Source organism: Photobacterium angustum (assembly GCF_002954615.1).
GTDB classification, from domain to species: domain Bacteria; phylum Pseudomonadota; class Gammaproteobacteria; order Enterobacterales; family Vibrionaceae; genus Photobacterium; species Photobacterium angustum_A.
The window spans coordinates 492,477-510,545 of record NZ_MSCJ01000001.1; the positions used below are offsets into that span (position 1 = coordinate 492,477).

Below are 18,069 nucleotides of genomic sequence, written 5' to 3' on the forward strand. Positions count from 1 at the left end.
TGAGGTTAAATATAATGCAAGTTACCGTTGAAACCACTGAAGGCCTAGAACGCCAACTAACAATCACAGTTCCTGCTGCAAACATCGAAGATGCAGTAACAGCTGAACTAAAGAAAATTGCTAAAACTCGTCGTTTCGACGGTTTCCGCCCTGGTAAAGCACCAATTAAGATGGTTGCTAAAATGTTTGGCGCATCAGTACGTCAAGACATCCTTGGTGAAGTAATGCACCGTCACTTTATCGAAGCTATCGTTAAAGAGAAAATCAATCCAGCAGGCGCGCCAACATTTACTCCAGTAGAAGTTGCTGAAGGTAAAGACCTAGTATTCAAAGCGACTTTCGAAGTATTCCCTGAGATCGCACTTCAAGGTCTAGATAAAGTTGTTGTTGAGAAGCCAGTTGTTGAAGTAACTGAAGCTGACGTTGATACAATGCTTGATACTCTACGTAAGCAACAAGCTACGTGGACTGAAGTAGACGCAGCAGCTGATGCAAACAGCCGTGTAACTATCGACTTCGTTGGTACTATCGACGGTGAAGAGTTTGAAGGCGGTAAAGCTGAAGGTTTCGCACTTGCTATGGGCCAAGGTCGTATGATCCCTGGTTTCGAAGAAGGTGTTGTTGGTAAAAAAGCGGGTGAAGAATTTACTGTAGAAGTAACTTTCCCTGAAGAATACCACGCTGAAAACCTAAAAGGTAAAGCTGCAGCATTCGCTATCAAACTTCATAAAGTTGAAGCACAAGAGCTTCCTGAACTAACTGAAGAGTTCGTTGCTAAGTTCGGCGTTGAAGACGGTTCTGTTGACGGTCTTAAAGCTGAAGTTCGTAAGAACATGGAGCGTGAACTTAAGCAAGCTGTTAAAGGTCGCATCAAAGATCAAGTTCTTAACGGTCTTGTTGAGCAAAACGACATTACAGTTCCTGCAGCGCTTATCGATCAAGAAATCGAAGCACTACGTCAGCAAGCTGCACAACGTTTTGGCGGTGATGCTAAGAACATGCCTGAACTACCACGTGAATTGTTCGAAGAGCAAGCTAAGCGTCGTGTAGTTGTAGGTCTTCTAGTTGGTGAAGTGATCAAGTCAGAAGAGCTAAAAGCAGACGAAGAGCGCGTTAAAGCAATCATCGCTGAAATGGCTTCTGCATACGAAGATCCATCAGAAGTAGTTAAATACTACGAAACTAACGAACAGCTAATGAACAACATGCGTAATGTTGCTCTAGAAGAGCAAGCGATTGACGCACTTCTAGCTAAAGCACAGGTTTCTGATAAAGACGTTAGCTTCAACGAGCTAATGAACCCTGCTGCTTAATTTGCTGAAATTGATGTAGAGATTTGACATTATCTCAAGTCTTCTGCTAACAATGGTCCGTGTGAGTCATTTCATTCGGGCCATTTATTTTAGGGAAATAACGTTATGAGCTACCAAGAAAAAAACGCCATGTCACCAATTTTGGATGCGCTGGTACCTATGGTGGTCGAGCAGACTTCTCGTGGTGAGCGTTCTTATGATATCTATTCTCGTCTCTTAAAAGAGCGTGTGATTTTCTTAACTGGTCAGGTTGAAGATCACATGGCTAACTTAGTAGTAGCACAGCTACTATTTTTAGAGTCAGAAAACCCAGATAAAGACATCTTCCTATACATCAACTCTCCAGGTGGTTCTGTTACTGCGGGTATGTCAATTTATGACACTATGCAGTTTATCAAGCCAAATGTGAGTACTGTATGTATGGGGCAAGCATGTTCTATGGGAGCATTCTTACTTGCTGGTGGTGCGAAAGGTAAGCGTTACTGCCTACCGAACTCACGTGTAATGATTCACCAGCCATTAGGTGGTTTCCAAGGACAAGCATCGGATATTCAAATCCATGCACAAGAAATTCTAACAATCAAACAACGTCTAAACGGTTTATTGGCTGAACATACAGGCCAACCACTAGAGGTTGTTGAGCGTGATACTGACCGTGATAACTTTATGTCTGCAGAACAAGCTGTAGAATATGGTTTAGTGGATGCCGTGTTGAGTCAACGTGACTAAGTACTTATTTAGCTGATTAACTCTGGATAGTTAACGCAGCAAAATAAGCCGACTTGTTATACACTCAAGACAAGGCAATGATGGGAATACCCCAATAAGAGGTTAGCGAATGACAGATAAGCGAAAAGAGAGTGGTAGCAGTAAGCTATTGTATTGCTCTTTCTGCGGTAAAAGTCAGCATGAAGTTCGCAAGCTGATTGCAGGCCCTTCTGTTTATATTTGTGATGAATGCGTTGATTTATGCAACGATATTATTCGCGAAGAAATTAAAGAAGTGATGCCTAAACGCGATGGCGATGAACTGCCGACTCCGCAAGAAATTCGTAACAACCTAGATGATTACGTAATTGGGCAAGCACATGCGAAAAAAGTGCTAGCTGTTGCGGTATATAATCACTACAAACGTCTACGTAATGGCGATACAACTAGTGAAGGTGTTGAACTAGGTAAGAGTAACATCTTACTTATCGGCCCTACTGGTAGTGGTAAAACGCTATTAGCTGAAACACTAGCACGAATGTTAGATGTTCCATTTACGATGGCTGACGCAACCACGCTGACTGAAGCGGGTTATGTGGGTGAAGACGTAGAAAATATTATCCAGAAATTGCTACAGAAATGTGATTACGACGTGGCGAAAGCTGAACGTGGTATTGTTTACATTGATGAAATCGATAAGATTTCTCGCAAATCAGATAACCCATCGATTACTCGTGATGTATCTGGTGAAGGTGTACAGCAAGCATTACTGAAGTTGATTGAAGGTACTGTTGCATCTGTGCCACCACAAGGTGGTCGTAAGCATCCTCAACAAGAATTCTTACAGGTTGATACTTCTAAGATCCTATTTATCTGTGGTGGTGCATTTGCCGGCCTAGATAAAGTTGTTGAGCAGCGTGTAGCAACAGGTACTGGTATTGGCTTTGGCGCAGAAGTGCGTTCAAAAGACCAAACAGATACATTAAGTGATCTGTTTGAAAAAGTTGAGCCTGAAGATCTTGTTAAATACGGCTTAATTCCGGAATTTATCGGTCGTCTACCAGTAACTGCAACATTAGGTGAGCTTGACGAAGAAGCACTAGTTCAGATCCTTCGTGAGCCTAAGAACGCACTAACTAAACAGTATGCTGCGTTATTAGAGCTCGAGAATGTTGAACTTGAGTTTCGTGATGATGCACTGGTTGCTATTGCACGTAAAGCAATGGAGCGTAAAACAGGTGCTCGTGGCCTACGTTCTATTGTGGAAGCTGTACTACTTGATACTATGTATGAGCTGCCGTCTCAGCAAGGTGTAAGTAAAGTTGTTATCGATGAGTCAGTAATTAAAGGTGAATCTGAGCCTCTACTGATTTATGAAAACACGGAAGCACCAGCAGCTGCAGCTGAGTAAGTGTCTAATAAGTGCACATAAAGGCTAAAAAAAGGAGGCATAAGCCTCCTTTTTTATTTTCTGTTACTTCTTTCGTTGAATAATCATGTTTTACCCCCATATACTCAATATAAGCTAACTTTCTAGTCGTATTAAGTAAGTGACTCAATCAGTTACTTAATACGATTAGTATTGACAGGAAGAGAGATGAATATGAACCTGGAGCGTTCTGAGCGCCTTGAGATCCCGGTTCTGCCACTACGTGACGTGGTGGTGTACCCTCATATGGTTATTCCATTGTTTGTGGGACGGGAAAAATCTATTCGTTGCCTAGAATCGGCAATGGAGAACAATAAACAGATTCTGTTGGTTGCCCAAAAAGAAGCAGCGACAGATGAACCGTCAATCACTGATCTTTATGATGTCGGTACTGTTGCAACTATTTTACAGCTATTGAAGTTACCTGACGGTACCGTAAAAGTCTTAGTTGAAGGCCAACAACGTGCCAAAGTTGAAGATTTAGCTGATGATGAGTTCTTTACTGCTCATGCTGAATATTTGGTTACGCCTGAAATGGATGAGCGTGAACAAGAAGTACTTGTTCGCACCGCTATCAGTCAGTTTGAAGGCTTTATCAAGCTAAATAAAAAGATCCCGCCTGAAGTATTAACTTCACTTAACGGTATCGATGAAGCGGCACGCCTAGCAGATACTATTGCTGCGCACATGCCTCTTAAATTGGCTGATAAGCAAAAAGTATTAGAAATCGTTGATATTACAGAACGTTTAGAGTTCTTAATGGCAATGATGGAATCAGAGATTGATTTGCTTCAAGTTGAAAAACGTATCCGCGGACGCGTTAAGAAGCAAATGGAAAAATCTCAGCGTGAGTATTACTTAAATGAGCAAATGAAAGCTATCCAAAAAGAATTGGGTGAGCTTGATGATGCGCCAGATGAGTTTGAAGCGCTAAAGAAAAAGATTGAAGAATCTAAAATGCCAGCTGAAGCTCGTGAAAAAACCGAGCAAGAACTGCAAAAGTTAAAAATGATGTCACCAATGTCAGCGGAAGCAACCGTTGTTCGTGGTTACATTGATTGGATGTTAAGTGTTCCTTGGTACAAGCGCTCTAAAGTGAAGAAGAGCCTTGCAAAAGCCGAAGAAGTGCTTAATGCCGATCATTATGGTCTTGAGCGTGTGAAAGAACGCATTCTTGAGTATCTCGCAGTACAAAGCCGTGTAAACAAGCTAAAAGGCCCAATTCTATGTTTAGTTGGTCCTCCTGGTGTTGGTAAAACCTCTCTAGGTCAATCGATCGCTGCGGCAACGGGCCGTAAGTATGTTCGTATGGCATTAGGTGGTGTGCGTGATGAAGCGGAAATTCGTGGTCACCGCCGTACTTATATTGGTTCTATGCCGGGTAAATTAATTCAGAAAATGGCGAAAGTAGAGGTGAAAAACCCACTTTTCCTATTGGATGAAATTGATAAAATGTCATCAGATATGCGAGGCGATCCGGCTTCAGCGTTGCTAGAAGTGCTAGATCCTGAGCAAAACAGCGCATTTAATGATCACTACTTAGAAGTTGATTATGATTTATCTGATGTGATGTTCGTCGCTACATCTAATTCGATGAATATCCCAGGTCCATTGCTTGACCGTATGGAAGTTATTCGTCTATCGGGATATACCGAAGATGAAAAGCTAAACATTGCTAAGAACCATTTACTTGATAAGCAAATTAAACGTAATGGTTTAAAAGCGGGTGAGTTGACTGTTGATGATTCTGCGATTATTGGCATCATTCGTTACTACACACGTGAAGCGGGTGTTCGTAGCCTTGAGCGTGAAATATCTAAACTTTGCCGTAAAGCAGTGAAAGAAATTTTACTTAATAAAGACATTAAACACGTTGAAATCAGCCAAGATAATTTAAAAGATTACTTAGGTGTTCAGCGTTGCGACTACGGTAAAGCTGACGAAAGTAATCGGATTGGTCAAGTGACAGGACTTGCGTGGACGGAAGTAGGTGGTGACTTATTAACCATTGAAACAGAGTCTATGCCAGGTAAAGGTAAGTTAACTTATACCGGTTCACTCGGCGATGTGATGCAAGAGTCGATTCAAGCGGCAATGACGGTGGTACGTTCTCGTGCTGAGCGTTTAGGTATTGCAGCTGATTTCTACGAAAAACGTGATATTCACGTGCACGTACCTGAAGGTGCGACACCGAAAGATGGCCCAAGTGCGGGTATTGCAATGTGTACAGCACTTGTATCTAGCCTAACGGGTAACCCTGTTCGTGCTGATGTGGCTATGACGGGTGAAATTACACTTCGTGGTGAAGTTTTACCTATCGGTGGTTTGAAAGAAAAACTATTAGCAGCACACCGCGGTGGCATTAAAACAGTGCTTATTCCAAAAGAGAACGAGCGTGATTTGGAAGAGATCCCAGAGAACGTAATCGCCGACTTGGAAGTACGCCCAGTACGTTGGATTGATGAAGTGTTAACTGTTGCACTTCAGAATAATCCAACAGGTATTGAGCTAGTAAATGCTCAAAATAGTGACCTGTAGCAAAATTACCTAAATAAAAAACGCTTTCAAAGACAAAAGTCCTTGTCAGCGTTTTTTTGTCTGGCTATAAGTTAACTCTAATCCGCGCTAAGCGATGTATTATTAAGGCCTGTTAAGTTTCTATCAATACAATCAGGTCTAGAAACAATTTATTGTCTACTATTCACAGCGTCTCAGTGACGAGTTACGGGTAGGCAAGTTCATTAAGGGGATTTAATCGTGAACAAAACTCAACTAGTAGATAAAATCGCAGAAAGCGCAGATATTTCAAAAGCATCAGCGGGTCGTGCTTTAGACGCATTCATCGAAGCGGTGTCAGATACATTGAAAGACGGTGAGCAAGTTGCATTGGTTGGTTTTGGTACTTTCTCTGTACGTGAACGTGCAGCTCGTACTGGCCGTAACCCACAGACAGGTGCAGAAATTCAAATTGCAGCTGCAAAAGTACCTGGTTTTAAACCGGGTAAAGCGCTAAAAGACTCTGTTAACTAAGAAATAGTTGGTTTTTTCTGACTGTTTTGTCATGTTATCATGGCTTAAATATTGCTACTGGAAAGGGTATACTGATCCAGTACAACAAAGGCGCATCGGTTGATGCGCTTTTTTTACTTTATGATGATGCCTATTTGACTAGCGATTTATTCTTTTAACCAATGGAAAGAACATTTCATTAGTCAAATCGGTATCAAGTTATCATACTATGCGCTTTGTGGCTTATTGTGTTAGTGCTATCTTTAGTTTAAAAGCTAATACAACAGGTTATTTACGTTTTAGTCAGTAACGGCTTAATAATATTGATGGTTCGGCTATCGCGTTGATACCGATATTTTGTGCACACATTTGTAGTTCGAAACCGTGCCAGATCGAACAAGTAGGAGAGACGGCAAATTATGATGGAGCGATTGCGCGAAGGCGCTAACAGCATCTGGGTTAAGATTATTCTTAGCCTAATTATTTTTTCTTTTGTATTTGCTGGTGTCGGCAGTTATCTGGCGGGCGGTAATGAGCAAGTTGCAGCAAAAGTTAATGATAAAGAAATTAGTCAGCGTGCATTCGAGCAGGCTTATCAAAATCAACGCAACCAAATGCAGCAACGTTTAGGTGATTACTTCTCAACACTAATGGGTGATCCTGCTTACGTACAGCAATTCCGCAATAGCGTGCTTGAACGTATGGTAAATGATGAGTTGATTGAACAACGCGCTACAGAGCTTGGCCTTGGCGTGAGTGATGCTCAAGTTAAGCAAGCGATTGTAGCAATGCCAGCTTTCCAAGTTGACGGTGTGTTCAATAATGAACAATATAATTTAACATTACGTCGTGCTGGAATTTCTCCAGAGCAATTTGCAGAGTCAATCCGTAAAGACATGCTACGTCAACAATTCTTAAGCGCATTAGAAGGCAGTGACTTCGCACTTAATAATGAATTGAATGAACTTCGTAAGCTTGAATCACAAGAGCGTGTTGTTCGTACTTTGAAGCTAAATCTTGCAGACTTTACCGATAAAATAACGGTAACGGATGAAGAAGCTAAAGCTTATTATGAAAAGAATAAAACGCAGTTTACGCGTCCAGCTCAAGTAAAAGTGTCTTACATTGAACTGTCAGATAAAAATCTAGTGAACAATATTAAGATCACTGATAAAGAAGCTGAAGCGTATTACAACGAACATAAGAGCAAATACAGCACTGCTGAGAAGATTCAAGTTAGCCATATCTTAGTAAAAGGCGATAGCGATGCTTCTAAAGCAAAAGCGGAAGCATTACTGGCTGAGTTGAAAGCTGGTGCTAACTTTGCTGATGTTGCGAAGAAATCATCCGATGATACTTTCAGTGCAAAAGATGGCGGTAAGCTTGATTGGTTCGGTAAAGGTGTGATGGATCCTGCGTTTGAAAAAGCAGCATTCTCATTAGCAAAACCAGGTGATATGTCTGGCCTTGTGAAGTCATCTTTTGGCTACCACATTATTTTACTTGATGGTATTGAAGAGCCTAAGGTTAAATCTTTTACTGATGTGAAAGCGAGCATTGTCGCTGAACTTCAAGAGCAGCAAGTAGCTGAGCAATTCTATAAGCTACAAAGCAAGTTAGCTGAAACGGCATTTGAATCACCAGACTCTTTAGATGATGCAGCAGAAGCTGTAAAAGCGAAGATCATTAAAACAGGCTTTATTTCATTACAAGATGAGAAAGGTGTGTTAAGTGATAAGAAAGTGCAAGAAGCATTACAAAGCCCTGAGGTTCATGACGACGGTATGAATTCTGATGTGATTGAGATAGCACCAGAGCATGTTGTTGTTGTTCGTGTTGATGATGCACGCCCTGAATCAGTGCTGCCATTTACCGATGTTGAAGCCAAAGTGAAAACACTACTCGCTCAACAAAAAGGTGAGAAGCAAGCAACTGAGAAAGCTGATTCAATCATTGCTGCACTACGTGACGGTAAGTCAGATGTTGTAGCAAAAGATGGCTTAAGCTTCTCTGGTGATCAAACCATAACTCGTTCAGGTCCTGATGCTAATGTGGCACGTGTTGCGTTTACACTACCTAAACCAAAAGACGGTAAAGTGTCTTATGGTATGACACGTGACAACAAAGGTAATGTTGAAATCATTGCATTAGATAAAGTTGTGAATGTTGCGTCATCGAAAGATGATGTTGATACTCAGTTTGCAACTCAAGTTGAGAATATGTTTGCTCAACAAGATCTATCAGCAACGCTTCAGACATTACGTGAGTCAGCGAAAGTGACTTACCCAATGTTGGACAAGCCAGCAAACTAATTGAAATTTACATTTCTATTAACGGGCCGCCATTGTGCGGCCCGTCGTTTTTTTATCTTTTATTTTTAAATAATCCCCTCATCGTCCTTCTTTTCTTTTTATCCTTTTTAAACACTCATACCATTAAAGGATACAAATATGTACTCATATCGCTTGTTTAAAGCCATTACGCTAGCGGGTGGATTAGCACTCGTCCCTTTAAGTCACGCTGCTGACAACATGCATGAAGGTATTGATATAAAAATTAATATTAATACTGCTAATGTTGAGCAGTTAGATACATTACTAATTGGCATTGGAGCTGAGAAAGCACAAGCGATTATTAATTATCGAAAAGTGAATGGTAAATTTGCGAGCGTCGACGATTTAACAAAAGTGAAAGGGATCGGTGAGGCGACTGTTGATAAAAATAGAAAACGTATTGAATTGTAATTATTAACTGTAACGGGAGCTAGCATGCTCCCGTATATTGATAGTCATTTAAATTGATTATATTCGACTTGAGAGTTGATTTTTTGCTTGATAAGTAAGGCACACAGTATGCCTGTGGTTGCACCAATCAAATGGGCTTCAGTTGCTACACGTACTCCAATCAATTCTTCAGAGCTTACAGAGCCCCCAAAGTATTGTTCCCAACAGATCTTGGAGATGAGCCCGAGGAGTAAGAGCCATCCCCCCCGCGTTTTTGATTGGATATCACGAATACAACCCCAAGCGAAGATGCCATGTAGGACACCTGAAAAACCCGCATACCAAGTAATATTGGTAGCAAAGAGCCCAATGCCTATAGTGAACGATAAAGTTAAGATCAATAGGCTATAAGCTTTAGCATTAAAATGGACACGGAAAATATAGCTAATGATTGCAAAGGCGCTAGCATTCATTGCAAGATGCACCCAATTGGTATGCGTGAAATTTCCTGATAGGATCCGCCATAATTCGCCATTAATAATTTCTTGGCGATCCCAAACTAATAATGGCTGACATTGTGGTAATTGAGCTATAACCATCATGATTATCGCAATAACAATATAATTTCGAATAGACAAGGCAACCTCAATGAGTCGGTACTGTGATAACTGTGGTAAAGCAAACAAAGCCTGCATTTGCCACTGGATTAAACCTATTGCAACTCAAACAGAGTTATGGATTTTACAACATCCATCAGAAGTTAAACGAGCAATTGGTACTGCAAGAATACTATCACTTTCTTTACCCAATAGCCGACTTTGGGTAGGTGAAGATTTTTCGCAGCATGAGGAATTAAATGCTGCTTTAGCTGATTCCGAACGTGATGTTTATGTGGTTTACCCAGGAGAACGTGCGACAGCACTATCTGATGTAGTAGAGCAGGCTCTGCCGTCTCGCAAAAACGTGATTATTTTGCTTGATGGGACTTGGAAGAAAGCCTATAAAATGTGGCAACTATCGACCAATTTACATCAGTTACCGCTAGTCCATTTAGATAATGTTGAGACTGGAAACTATCGTATTCGAAAATCGCCAAAAGAGCAGGGGGTATCAACGGTTGAGGCGGGGTTTTTAGCATTATCAGTGTTAGAGCCTGCATCTTTAAACCTTCAGCCATTGCTTGATGCGTTTGAAAATATGATTAATTTTCAAATTCAACAAATGCCGCCCGGCGTATTTGATAAAAACTATAAGGGTTAGTTGGCACACAAAAGGGAGCATGGGCTCCCTTTATATTCACCGGTTAATGATTAAAAACCATAACCATTATTGCTGATACCTGTTTCAGAGGTAGGTAAGAATAACGTACTATAAAGACGTTGAGAGAACCCATCCGTCATGCCTGAAATGTAATCGGCAATGATCCTAAGCTCGTTATCACCCAGCTCTTTAGCTTCTAACCACCGCAAGCGAGTATTATCTGGTAACAATCTTTCGGGATCAGAAGCAAAAGCTTCAAAGAGCTCCATGATCAATTGTTGCCCTTTATATTCAGACAGCTGTATCTCCGGTTTTTTTACCACATAGATACTTACGAACTGTTTAAGCACCTCTAAAGCGCGCTCCATAGGCTCGGATAAAAAGGCATTCCATTGTAATAATGGCTCATCAAAAAAATCAGTACCGTTTTGAATCGTAGGGCTAATGGTTATAGAGGTGAGCAAACCATTGACTAACGCTCCAATGGCATCTTTACGCTGATGATGGCTAGCAAACATAAGCTCACTGATATCACCAATACGTTCTTCTAGCCATGGATCACCACATTCGGCTATTTTTGAGGCAACAGCTTCTTGCCAATCATCACGTGTCACAATCCCCATTACGATGGCATCTTCTAAATCATGGACACCGTATGCAATGTCATCAGCTAACTCCATGATTGAACAATCTAATGATTTAAAACGTGTCTTACAGGGCTCTCGTGGCGATAAACGCTCACAACGCATTTGCGCAAAGAGGGCTTTATCTTTGTCTGATAACGGGCTTAATACCCAGTCAAAGACCTTTTTATCGTCCACATATAAGCCTTTAGCGGGATACCAGTCTTTTGCTTTAAGGTGACGAAAGTTCACGACATCAGGTGCGCGCTCTGGAGCGGTAGTTTCACTGAGTAGGGCTGGGTATTTTAGTAAACCAAGCAAGGTACGTCTTGCGAGGTTCATACCATACCCTTCGGTATAAGGTTCCAGTAAGGTTACGATTCGAAAAGTTTGTGCGTTCCCTTCAAAGCCGCCATGATTTCGCATCATGTAATTTAAAGCGACTTCACCGCCATGACCAAATGGTGGGTGACCGATATCATGTGCTAAGCACAAACTTTCCATTAAACTTGTTGAAGGGAGTAATGATTTAAACTCAGGTTGTTTTAATTTGAGTTGTGCAACAATCCCTGTACCGATTTGAGATGCTTCTAGCGAGTGGGTGAGTCGAGTCCGATAGAAGTCGTGATTACCAGCGCCATGGACTTGAGTTTTTGCTTGTAAACGACGAAAGGCGGCAGAATGAAGAATTCGGGCTCGATCGCGCTGAAAAGCTGAACGATGATCATCACGACGCATTTTTTGTTCGTTATAAAAGCGCTCTTCCCATGCTGGTGAGATAGTAAATTCTGTCATTAACTAATATCGTCCAAAGTAAGATTAAAGCTATCAGCGAATGTCTCAAGAAAATAGGTCATCTCAGGTGTTTTGCGTTGCTCAAGAGTTTCTTCCAATCTTTTCTTCGCTCGAGTAAATTCATGGTTCCCTGCACTGAGTTCTTCAAGGCATTTTATATAAGCGCATAATGTATCGGCTTGTTTAACAATAGCTGCATTTTCAGCATCAATTTTATGGCTATCAAGCAGAGAGGCATAATCATCCTGAAATTCTTCAGGAAGCATAGAAATAAGTCGTTGTTCTGCTGCTAATTCGATTTTCTTATATTCTTCAGCAATTGCAGGGTTGTAGTATTTTATTGGGGTTGGCATATCACCTGTGAGTACTTCACTAACATCGTGAAACATACCTTGCAGCGCGATACGTTCAGGGTTTAGATTCCCACCAAATTTTCGATTTTTAATTAACGCAAGTGCATGAGCGACAAAAGCAACTTGAAGGCTGTGCTCGGAGATATTTTCAGTTTCGACACTTCGCATTAATGGCCAGCGTTGAATTAAACGCATACGAGCAAGGTGAGCGAAGAAATGACTTTTTTCCATGATGACCAATTCTCTTAAACTAAATGTGCTGATGATCAGCACTTATAGATGTTATGCACTAAAGGTAACAGAAGTTAGGGAAATATTGACAGCTTTTAGTTAATAAAAAGCCCCGGCTTACCGAGGCTTAAAAATTGTTTGTAAAGGCTATTGACGATAGCTATGTAAGAAGCGTTCTAAGCGTCCCATTGCCAGTTCAAGATCATCGACATGGGGTAAGGTTACAATGCGGAAGTGATCCGGTTGTTTCCAGTTAAATCCGGTTCCATGTACAACAAGCACTTTCTCTTGTAGTAAAAAGTCCATTGCCATTTTTTGGTCGTCTTGAATATTAAATTTCTTCTGATCTAATTTCGGAAATAGATACAACGCGCCTTTTGGCTTAACACAAGAAACTCCAGGGATTTGAGTTAATAGATCATAAGCTTTATTGCGCTGTTCGAGCAGACGTCCACCCGGCAAGATTAATTCATTAATACTTTGGTAACCACCTAATGCGGTTTGAATGGCATGCTGCATTGGTACGTTGGCACACAAACGCATTGATGACAGCATTTCTAACCCTTCGATGTAACCTTTAGCGCGGTGTCTTGGCCCTGAAATGACCATCCAACCTGCACGGAAACCACACACTCTGTATGACTTTGAAAGGCCATTGAATGTTACACAAACTACATCTTCTGCTAATGGAGCAATAGAGGTATGTTGTGCACCATCGTATAGAATTTTGTCGTAGATCTCATCGGCGAAAATAATCAAGTCATGCTGACGTGCAATTTCAACCACTTCGATCAGAAAATCTCGGCTATATACCGCACCCGTCGGGTTATTTGGATTGATTAATACAATACCGCGAGTATTTGGTGTGATTTTTTTCTTTATATCATCAAGATCTGGATACCAATCTGATTGTTCATCACACGTGTAGTGGACGGGTGTACCACCAGATAGTGAGACCGCAGCGGTCCATAATGGGTAATCAGGTGATGGAACCAATATTTCATCTTTATGGTTTAGCAGTGCTTGCATTGCCATAACGATTAATTCAGAGACACCGTTACCGATATAAACATCTTCGACATCAAGATCAAGTAAGCCGCGCTTTTGGTAGTGTTGAACAACGGCTTTACGCGCAGAATAAATACCTTTTGAATCACAGTAACCTTGGGATGTTGGTAGATTACGGATCACATCCACGAGAATTTCATCAGGGGCATCAAAACCAAACGGCGCTGGATTACCGATGTTTAGTTTGAGTATTTTTTGTCCTTCTTCTTCCATACGCTTAGCGTGTTTCAGAACGGGACCACGTATGTCATAGCAAACATTATTAAGCTTGGATGACATCCCGAATTTTTGCATATGAGGCTTTCCTGATGATTATTAGGTATAACCACAAATTACACTATAAAAGAGGGAGATAGGAACACCTTTTAGAAGATAATTATGTAAAAGAGTGTTTTATTTTATTTTGGCAGAATGAAAAAGGCGTGTTTAGCTACAATAAGCAAAGTTGAATAGAGGTTTCTGCTAGTTAGGTAAGTAATACAAATGTGTTACTTCATTAGTCAGATGCTTTCTTGTGAGGTAGAATGGTACATCATTCTTCTTTACTAAGAGAATTAGTAGTTATTCTCTCTCTTTTAGGGAATAAGTGTCTATTCTTAGTAAAGAAAATATGTCGAAGAGAGTGACATATATATCTTTCAGCCAGGGATGAGCCGTATTGGTGTAATAGAGCTGAGCGAGGTTATCTTGACTGCGTTACAACAAGCCGTTGAACGATTAATTGCTAAATTAGAGCAAGCATCTGCAACAACCCAGCGTATATTGGTTAAATTAGATTTACCAAAACATATCGACCTGATTGATTGGATGGATACACAAGCTTTGTATCCTAAATTCTATTGGCAATCACGTAATTGCCGAGAAGAGGTTGTCGCGCTAGGCCAAATAAAAACATTTACTGAACCTAAAGCTGCTGAGAAAGTTATTTCAAATGAGCAGCGAATTTGGGGCGGGCGATCTTTTGATGGAAGAACAGAGCGAAATAAACGTTGTCTCTCTTCCTTTTTCTTTTTACCGCTACTTGAATTAAGTCGTCTGGATAATGAATGGCACATTGCGGTTAATATTGGTGAAGATCGTGTACGTATTGTGACGGCATTACAACAATTGATGTTTGATACATCGTTGATCAGTGGCATTCACAGTAAAATTTTAAATCGCAGTAATACGCCGGATTTTTCTGGTTGGTCAAATATGCTGACACGAGCGTTAGATGCGATTGAAAATAAAGAATTTGAAAAAGTAGTGCTCGCTCGACGAACAACGTTGCAGCTAGATAAACCCGTATCTCCCGCCCAATTACTGAAAGCTAGCTGTGCTAATAACAGCAATAGTTTTCACTTTTTATTGGCGCTCGATGAAAAGCATGGCTTTATGGGCTCAACGCCAGAACGGTTATTTCAACGTCATGAACATGCAATTCAAACCGAAGCGTTAGCGGGTACGATTGGTCGTGGTAAAGATGATGTTGAAGATCAGCAATTAGCACAATGGCTATTGTCTGATAATAAAAATCGCTACGAAAATCGTTTAGTGGTTGATGATATTGTTAATCGATTAGTGCCATGTAGCCAATCGATGAATGTGTCTCAAACCCCTGAGTTGGTTCAACTACGTAAAGTCCAGCACTTAAAGCGAAGCATTGATGCTGAATTAAATAGTGGTGTCTTTAGTGCGGATTTATTAGATAACTTACAACCAACGGCTGCGATTGCTGGATTACCTCGTGATCCTGCTCTTCATTTTATAGCTGAAAACGAACCTTTTTCTCGCGGTTGGTATAGTGGTGCGGTGGGTTATATTAGCCAGCAGCATAGTGAGTTTTGTGTGGCTATTCGTAGTGCATTAATTATTGAGGGTGAAGTCCATTTATTTGCAGGAGCTGGCATTGTACCGGGCTCAGTTGCAGAAAGTGAATGGAAAGAGCTTGATCGAAAAACATCAACACTCTGTAGTTTATTTGAGCAAGAGACGGATCGTTCGTTAGCTGCTGAAATGGAGTATAAAAGCGCATCATGCAATTAACCTTATCTAATAGTCTTGCTTATAGGGCTGCATTAAATAGTTGTTGGGCTGAGCTGATACTTGAAGAGTTAGTTCGACAAGGCGTTCAGCATGTTTGTATTGCACCAGGCTCTCGTTCAACACCATTGACGTTAGCGGCAGCAAAACAGCCCAAACTGACTATTCACACTCACTTTGATGAACGCGGTTTAGGCTTTCTCGCAATAGGTTTAGCCAAAGCATCGCAAACCCCCGTCGCGGTGATTGTGACATCAGGCACAGCGGTCGCTAATTTATTACCTGCCGTTGCTGAATCTGGGTTAACAAAAGAAAAATTAGTGCTGTTAACCTCAGATCGTCCTGTTGAATTACTGCAATGTGGCGCAAATCAAGCTATTCGTCAGCATGGTATTTTTTCGCAGCATGTAACCGAGTTTGTTGATCTACCAGCCCCTACACTTGATATCTCTCCTAATTGGTTATTAGGCGTGGTTGATGAGTTGATGCATCAACAGCAGTTACGTGGCGGTGCCATCCATTTAAATTGCCATTACCCTGAGCCGCTATATGGTGAGGTGGTAGATTTTTCGGCCTATCTAGCGCCAGTTAAAAAGTGGCAGGCAACAGAATTACCGTATTGCCAACATCAACAAGCAACTAGCTCTGATATCGTCATTGATTCAGTGCAATGGCAGCGGTTGTGCGATAAAAAAGGCGTAATTGTAGCGGGTAAATTAGCGCCCAATGAACTTGCTGATGTTAAAGCGTTAGCAGCCCGATTAGGCTGGCCGTTATTGGTCGATCCTCAAGCTGGAGGCTCCAGCGAATATGCGGGATTTGATGGTTGGTTACAAAATCCAGCCTGTGCTGAAGTTTTGTCTCAAGCACAAGTGTTACTGCAATTTAGTGCACGTATTGTTTCTAAACGTTTATTACAGTTTATTGGTGATCAGCCGTGGGATGATTATTGGTTAATCGACCCACAACAAGGACGTCTAGACCCTCATAATCATTCTGGTTCTCGTATTCAAGCGAATGTGAGCGCGTGGACTTGTGCAGCGCTTCTTGATGAAAAAACATCACCACATAGTGGATGGGCATTACCGTTAGTGGGCGCGTCTAAGCGTTATCGTGAAATAGCGAAGCAACAATGTGACGATTTATCTGAAATGTCATTAGCGACATTATTGAGAGATTGGCTCGCACCTGATTCTGAGCTGTTTCTCGGTAATAGCATGATTGTTCGACTGCTAGATATGTTTGGTGATTTACCAACAACAGCGACATTTACCAACCGTGGTGCATCAGGTATTGATGGATTAATAGCAACAGCTGCTGGTGTGCAACGGGCTAGAAAAGCACCATTAGTGATGCTATTAGGCGATACGTCATTTTTATACGATCTCAATTCTCTCGCATTATTAAAACAAACCGCATTACCTATGGTTGTGGTTGTTACGAATAATGATGGTGGCGGTATTTTTGATATGTTACCAGTACCAGAGCAGCAAAAAGATGATTTTTATCGTATGCCTCATGGTTTTGAATTTAGCCATGCTGCTGCTATGTTTGAATTGAATTATCAAAGCCCAACAACAGTCGCTGAAGCCCAAACTGCGGTAGTGAATGCACAACAAGTTAACCAGACAACGATCATCGAAATTAAAACGCCGGCTGGAGAAGCAGGGCAGATGTTAAAAGAGATCTTTTCTGAGGTAAAACGTGCGTCTTTACTCTGAAGTATTTGGAAAACGCCCGCAAGCAAGCCAACCCGTGATTGTTTTTCTTCATGGGCTATTAGGCTCAGGGCGGGATTGGCGATTAATTACTTCAGCACTAATGCATCACTATTGTTGTGTAGCAATCGATCTGCCTGGGCACGGCTTTAGTGCGTCAGTATCTATGCCACTCGATGAGTCTGATATTGGCTTCAAACAGAGTTATCAGGCGATACTGAAAACGTTGGAACATCGTGGTGTTCAACGTTTCGTGATGGTGGGGTATTCGTTAGGTGCGCGACTTGCTATGTATCTGGCAACGCAATTAGCAAATGAGAGTACCACGGAGCGTGGGCTAAGGTTGCAAGGTATCTTTTTAGAAGGTGGGCACTTTGGATTACCGCTTTCAGACCGTGCGGCGCGTCTTGATAATGATAAAGCATGGGCTGCACGTTTTTCTCAACAATCTCTTATTTCAGTGCTGAATGATTGGTATCAACAAACTGTTTTTTCATCACTGAACCATGACCAAAGACAAAGCTTAGTCGCTAAACGTAGTGATAACCTTGGGCAAGGTGTCGCGAATATGTTGCTAGCAACGTCATTATCTAAACAACCATTATTACTCACACCGCTACAAAACTTAAAATTACCTGTTCGTTATGTTTGTGGTGAATATGATGCAAAATTTCGTCAGATCGCTATGCAATCAGAGCTAAGCGTAGAAGTGATCCCTGATGCTGGGCATAATATTCATGTAGAACAACCACATGCATTTACATCTGCCTTATCTGCTTTTATTCAAAAGTTGTAACGAGCCATTGTAATTAAAGTG

Annotated in this window: 15 protein-coding genes; 11 read left to right on the forward strand and 4 right to left on the reverse strand. The window is 41.3% G+C overall.

Annotated elements, in window-relative coordinates; translation table 11 throughout:
- Nucleotides 1-14: 14 nt before the first annotated feature.
- The 7 genes from tig (at nt 15) to BTO08_RS02155 (ending at nt 9,203) form a co-directional block, all read left to right on the forward strand.
- The gene (gene tig, locus BTO08_RS02125) at nt 15-1,313 is read left to right on the forward strand and encodes a trigger factor (protein WP_105059697.1); all 1,299 of its coding nucleotides are present in this window, start codon (nt 15-17) and stop codon (nt 1,311-1,313) included.
- 105 nt (nt 1,314-1,418) lie between these two features.
- Nucleotides 1,419-2,042 (forward strand): ATP-dependent Clp endopeptidase proteolytic subunit ClpP, encoded by a 624-nt coding sequence (gene clpP / locus BTO08_RS02130; protein WP_005369103.1) that lies wholly within the window; start codon nt 1,419-1,421, stop codon nt 2,040-2,042.
- Nucleotides 2,043-2,151: 109 nt separating this feature from the next.
- Nucleotides 2,152-3,432 carry an ATP-dependent protease ATP-binding subunit ClpX gene (gene clpX, locus BTO08_RS02135; RefSeq protein WP_045127750.1) on the forward strand — a complete coding sequence of 427 codons (1,281 nt, stop codon included), beginning with the start codon at nt 2,152-2,154 and terminating at the stop codon, nt 3,430-3,432.
- Between the two features lie 192 nt (nt 3,433-3,624).
- Nucleotides 3,625-5,988, forward strand: a complete 2,364-nt coding sequence (lon, locus tag BTO08_RS02140; RefSeq protein ID WP_105061295.1) for an endopeptidase La — start codon at nt 3,625-3,627, stop codon at nt 5,986-5,988.
- 219 nt (nt 5,989-6,207) lie between these two features.
- Nucleotides 6,208-6,480, forward strand: a complete 273-nt coding sequence (locus BTO08_RS02145; RefSeq protein WP_005369098.1) for an HU family DNA-binding protein — start codon at nt 6,208-6,210, stop codon at nt 6,478-6,480.
- 398 nt (nt 6,481-6,878) lie between these two features.
- The gene (gene ppiD, locus BTO08_RS02150) at nt 6,879-8,771 is read left to right on the forward strand and encodes a peptidylprolyl isomerase (RefSeq protein ID WP_105059698.1); all 1,893 of its coding nucleotides are present in this window, start codon (nt 6,879-6,881) and stop codon (nt 8,769-8,771) included.
- A 138-nt stretch (nt 8,772-8,909) separates the two neighbouring features.
- The gene (locus BTO08_RS02155; RefSeq protein WP_105059699.1) at nt 8,910-9,203 is read left to right on the forward strand and encodes a ComEA family DNA-binding protein; all 294 of its coding nucleotides are present in this window, start codon (nt 8,910-8,912) and stop codon (nt 9,201-9,203) included.
- Between the two features lie 44 nt (nt 9,204-9,247).
- Here BTO08_RS02155 and rrtA read toward each other — a convergent pair whose 3' ends face one another.
- The gene (gene rrtA / locus BTO08_RS02160; protein ID WP_242446223.1) at nt 9,248-9,820 is read right to left on the reverse strand and encodes a rhombosortase; all 573 of its coding nucleotides are present in this window, start codon (nt 9,818-9,820) and stop codon (nt 9,248-9,250) included.
- Between the two features lie 10 nt (nt 9,821-9,830).
- Here rrtA and BTO08_RS02165 point away from each other — a divergent pair, with 10 nt between their 5' ends.
- Nucleotides 9,831-10,442: a tRNA-uridine aminocarboxypropyltransferase gene (locus tag BTO08_RS02165; RefSeq protein ID WP_005369089.1), complete on the forward strand. Its 612-nt coding sequence runs from the start codon at nt 9,831-9,833 to the stop codon at nt 10,440-10,442.
- A 50-nt stretch (nt 10,443-10,492) separates the two neighbouring features.
- Here BTO08_RS02165 and BTO08_RS02170 read toward each other — a convergent pair whose 3' ends face one another.
- The 3 genes from BTO08_RS02170 to BTO08_RS02180 form a co-directional block, all read right to left on the reverse strand.
- A complete protein-coding gene (locus BTO08_RS02170) occupies nt 10,493-11,860 on the reverse strand; it encodes an anti-phage deoxyguanosine triphosphatase (protein ID WP_105059701.1) in 1,368 nt (455 codons plus the stop codon).
- The gene (yfbR, locus tag BTO08_RS02175) at nt 11,860-12,444 is read right to left on the reverse strand and encodes a 5'-deoxynucleotidase (RefSeq protein WP_105059702.1); all 585 of its coding nucleotides are present in this window, start codon (nt 12,442-12,444) and stop codon (nt 11,860-11,862) included. The genes BTO08_RS02170 and yfbR overlap by 1 nt, the downstream gene beginning before the upstream one ends.
- A 147-nt stretch (nt 12,445-12,591) precedes the next feature.
- Nucleotides 12,592-13,806 (reverse strand): pyridoxal phosphate-dependent aminotransferase, encoded by a 1,215-nt coding sequence (locus BTO08_RS02180; RefSeq protein ID WP_105059703.1) that lies wholly within the window; start codon nt 13,804-13,806, stop codon nt 12,592-12,594.
- Between the two features lie 393 nt (nt 13,807-14,199).
- Between BTO08_RS02180 and BTO08_RS02185 the strand changes: the two genes are divergently transcribed.
- Genes BTO08_RS02185 through menH form a run of 3 tightly spaced genes read left to right on the forward strand, consistent with a single transcriptional unit; the run spans nt 14,200 to nt 18,048 of the window.
- Nucleotides 14,200-15,537, forward strand: a complete 1,338-nt coding sequence (locus BTO08_RS02185; protein WP_431356663.1) for an isochorismate synthase — start codon at nt 14,200-14,202, stop codon at nt 15,535-15,537.
- Nucleotides 15,528-17,255, forward strand: a complete 1,728-nt coding sequence (gene menD / locus BTO08_RS02190) for a 2-succinyl-5-enolpyruvyl-6-hydroxy-3-cyclohexene-1-carboxylic-acid synthase (RefSeq protein WP_105059705.1) — start codon at nt 15,528-15,530, stop codon at nt 17,253-17,255. The genes BTO08_RS02185 and menD overlap by 10 nt, the downstream gene beginning before the upstream one ends.
- Entirely contained in the window at nt 17,239-18,048 is an 810-nt protein-coding gene (gene menH, locus BTO08_RS02195) for a 2-succinyl-6-hydroxy-2,4-cyclohexadiene-1-carboxylate synthase (protein ID WP_105059706.1), read from the forward strand. Before menD ends, menH begins: the two co-directional genes overlap by 17 nt.
- The last annotated feature ends 21 nt before the right edge of the window (nt 18,049-18,069 follow it).

Bases quoted from the DNA above. Each gene is read 5' to 3' on its own strand.
- menD (WP_105059705.1), top strand. From the start codon at position 15,528: ATGCAATTAACCTTATCTAATAGTCTTGCTTATAGGGCTGCATTAAAT.
- BTO08_RS02170 (WP_105059701.1), bottom strand. From the start codon at position 11,860: ATGACAGAATTTACTATCTCACCAGCATGGGAAGAGCGCTTTTATAAC.
- clpX (WP_045127750.1), top strand. From the start codon at position 2,152: ATGACAGATAAGCGAAAAGAGAGTGGTAGCAGTAAGCTATTGTATTGC.
- tig (WP_105059697.1), top strand. From the start codon at position 15: ATGCAAGTTACCGTTGAAACCACTGAAGGCCTAGAACGCCAACTAACA.
- BTO08_RS02180 (WP_105059703.1), bottom strand. From the start codon at position 13,806: ATGCAAAAATTCGGGATGTCATCCAAGCTTAATAATGTTTGCTATGAC.
- BTO08_RS02165 (WP_005369089.1), top strand. From the start codon at position 9,831: ATGAGTCGGTACTGTGATAACTGTGGTAAAGCAAACAAAGCCTGCATT.
- lon (WP_105061295.1), top strand. From the start codon at position 3,625: ATGAACCTGGAGCGTTCTGAGCGCCTTGAGATCCCGGTTCTGCCACTA.
- BTO08_RS02155 (WP_105059699.1), top strand. From the start codon at position 8,910: ATGTACTCATATCGCTTGTTTAAAGCCATTACGCTAGCGGGTGGATTA.
- ppiD (WP_105059698.1), top strand. From the start codon at position 6,879: ATGATGGAGCGATTGCGCGAAGGCGCTAACAGCATCTGGGTTAAGATT.
- yfbR (WP_105059702.1), bottom strand. From the start codon at position 12,444: ATGGAAAAAAGTCATTTCTTCGCTCACCTTGCTCGTATGCGTTTAATT.
- clpP (WP_005369103.1), top strand. From the start codon at position 1,419: ATGAGCTACCAAGAAAAAAACGCCATGTCACCAATTTTGGATGCGCTG.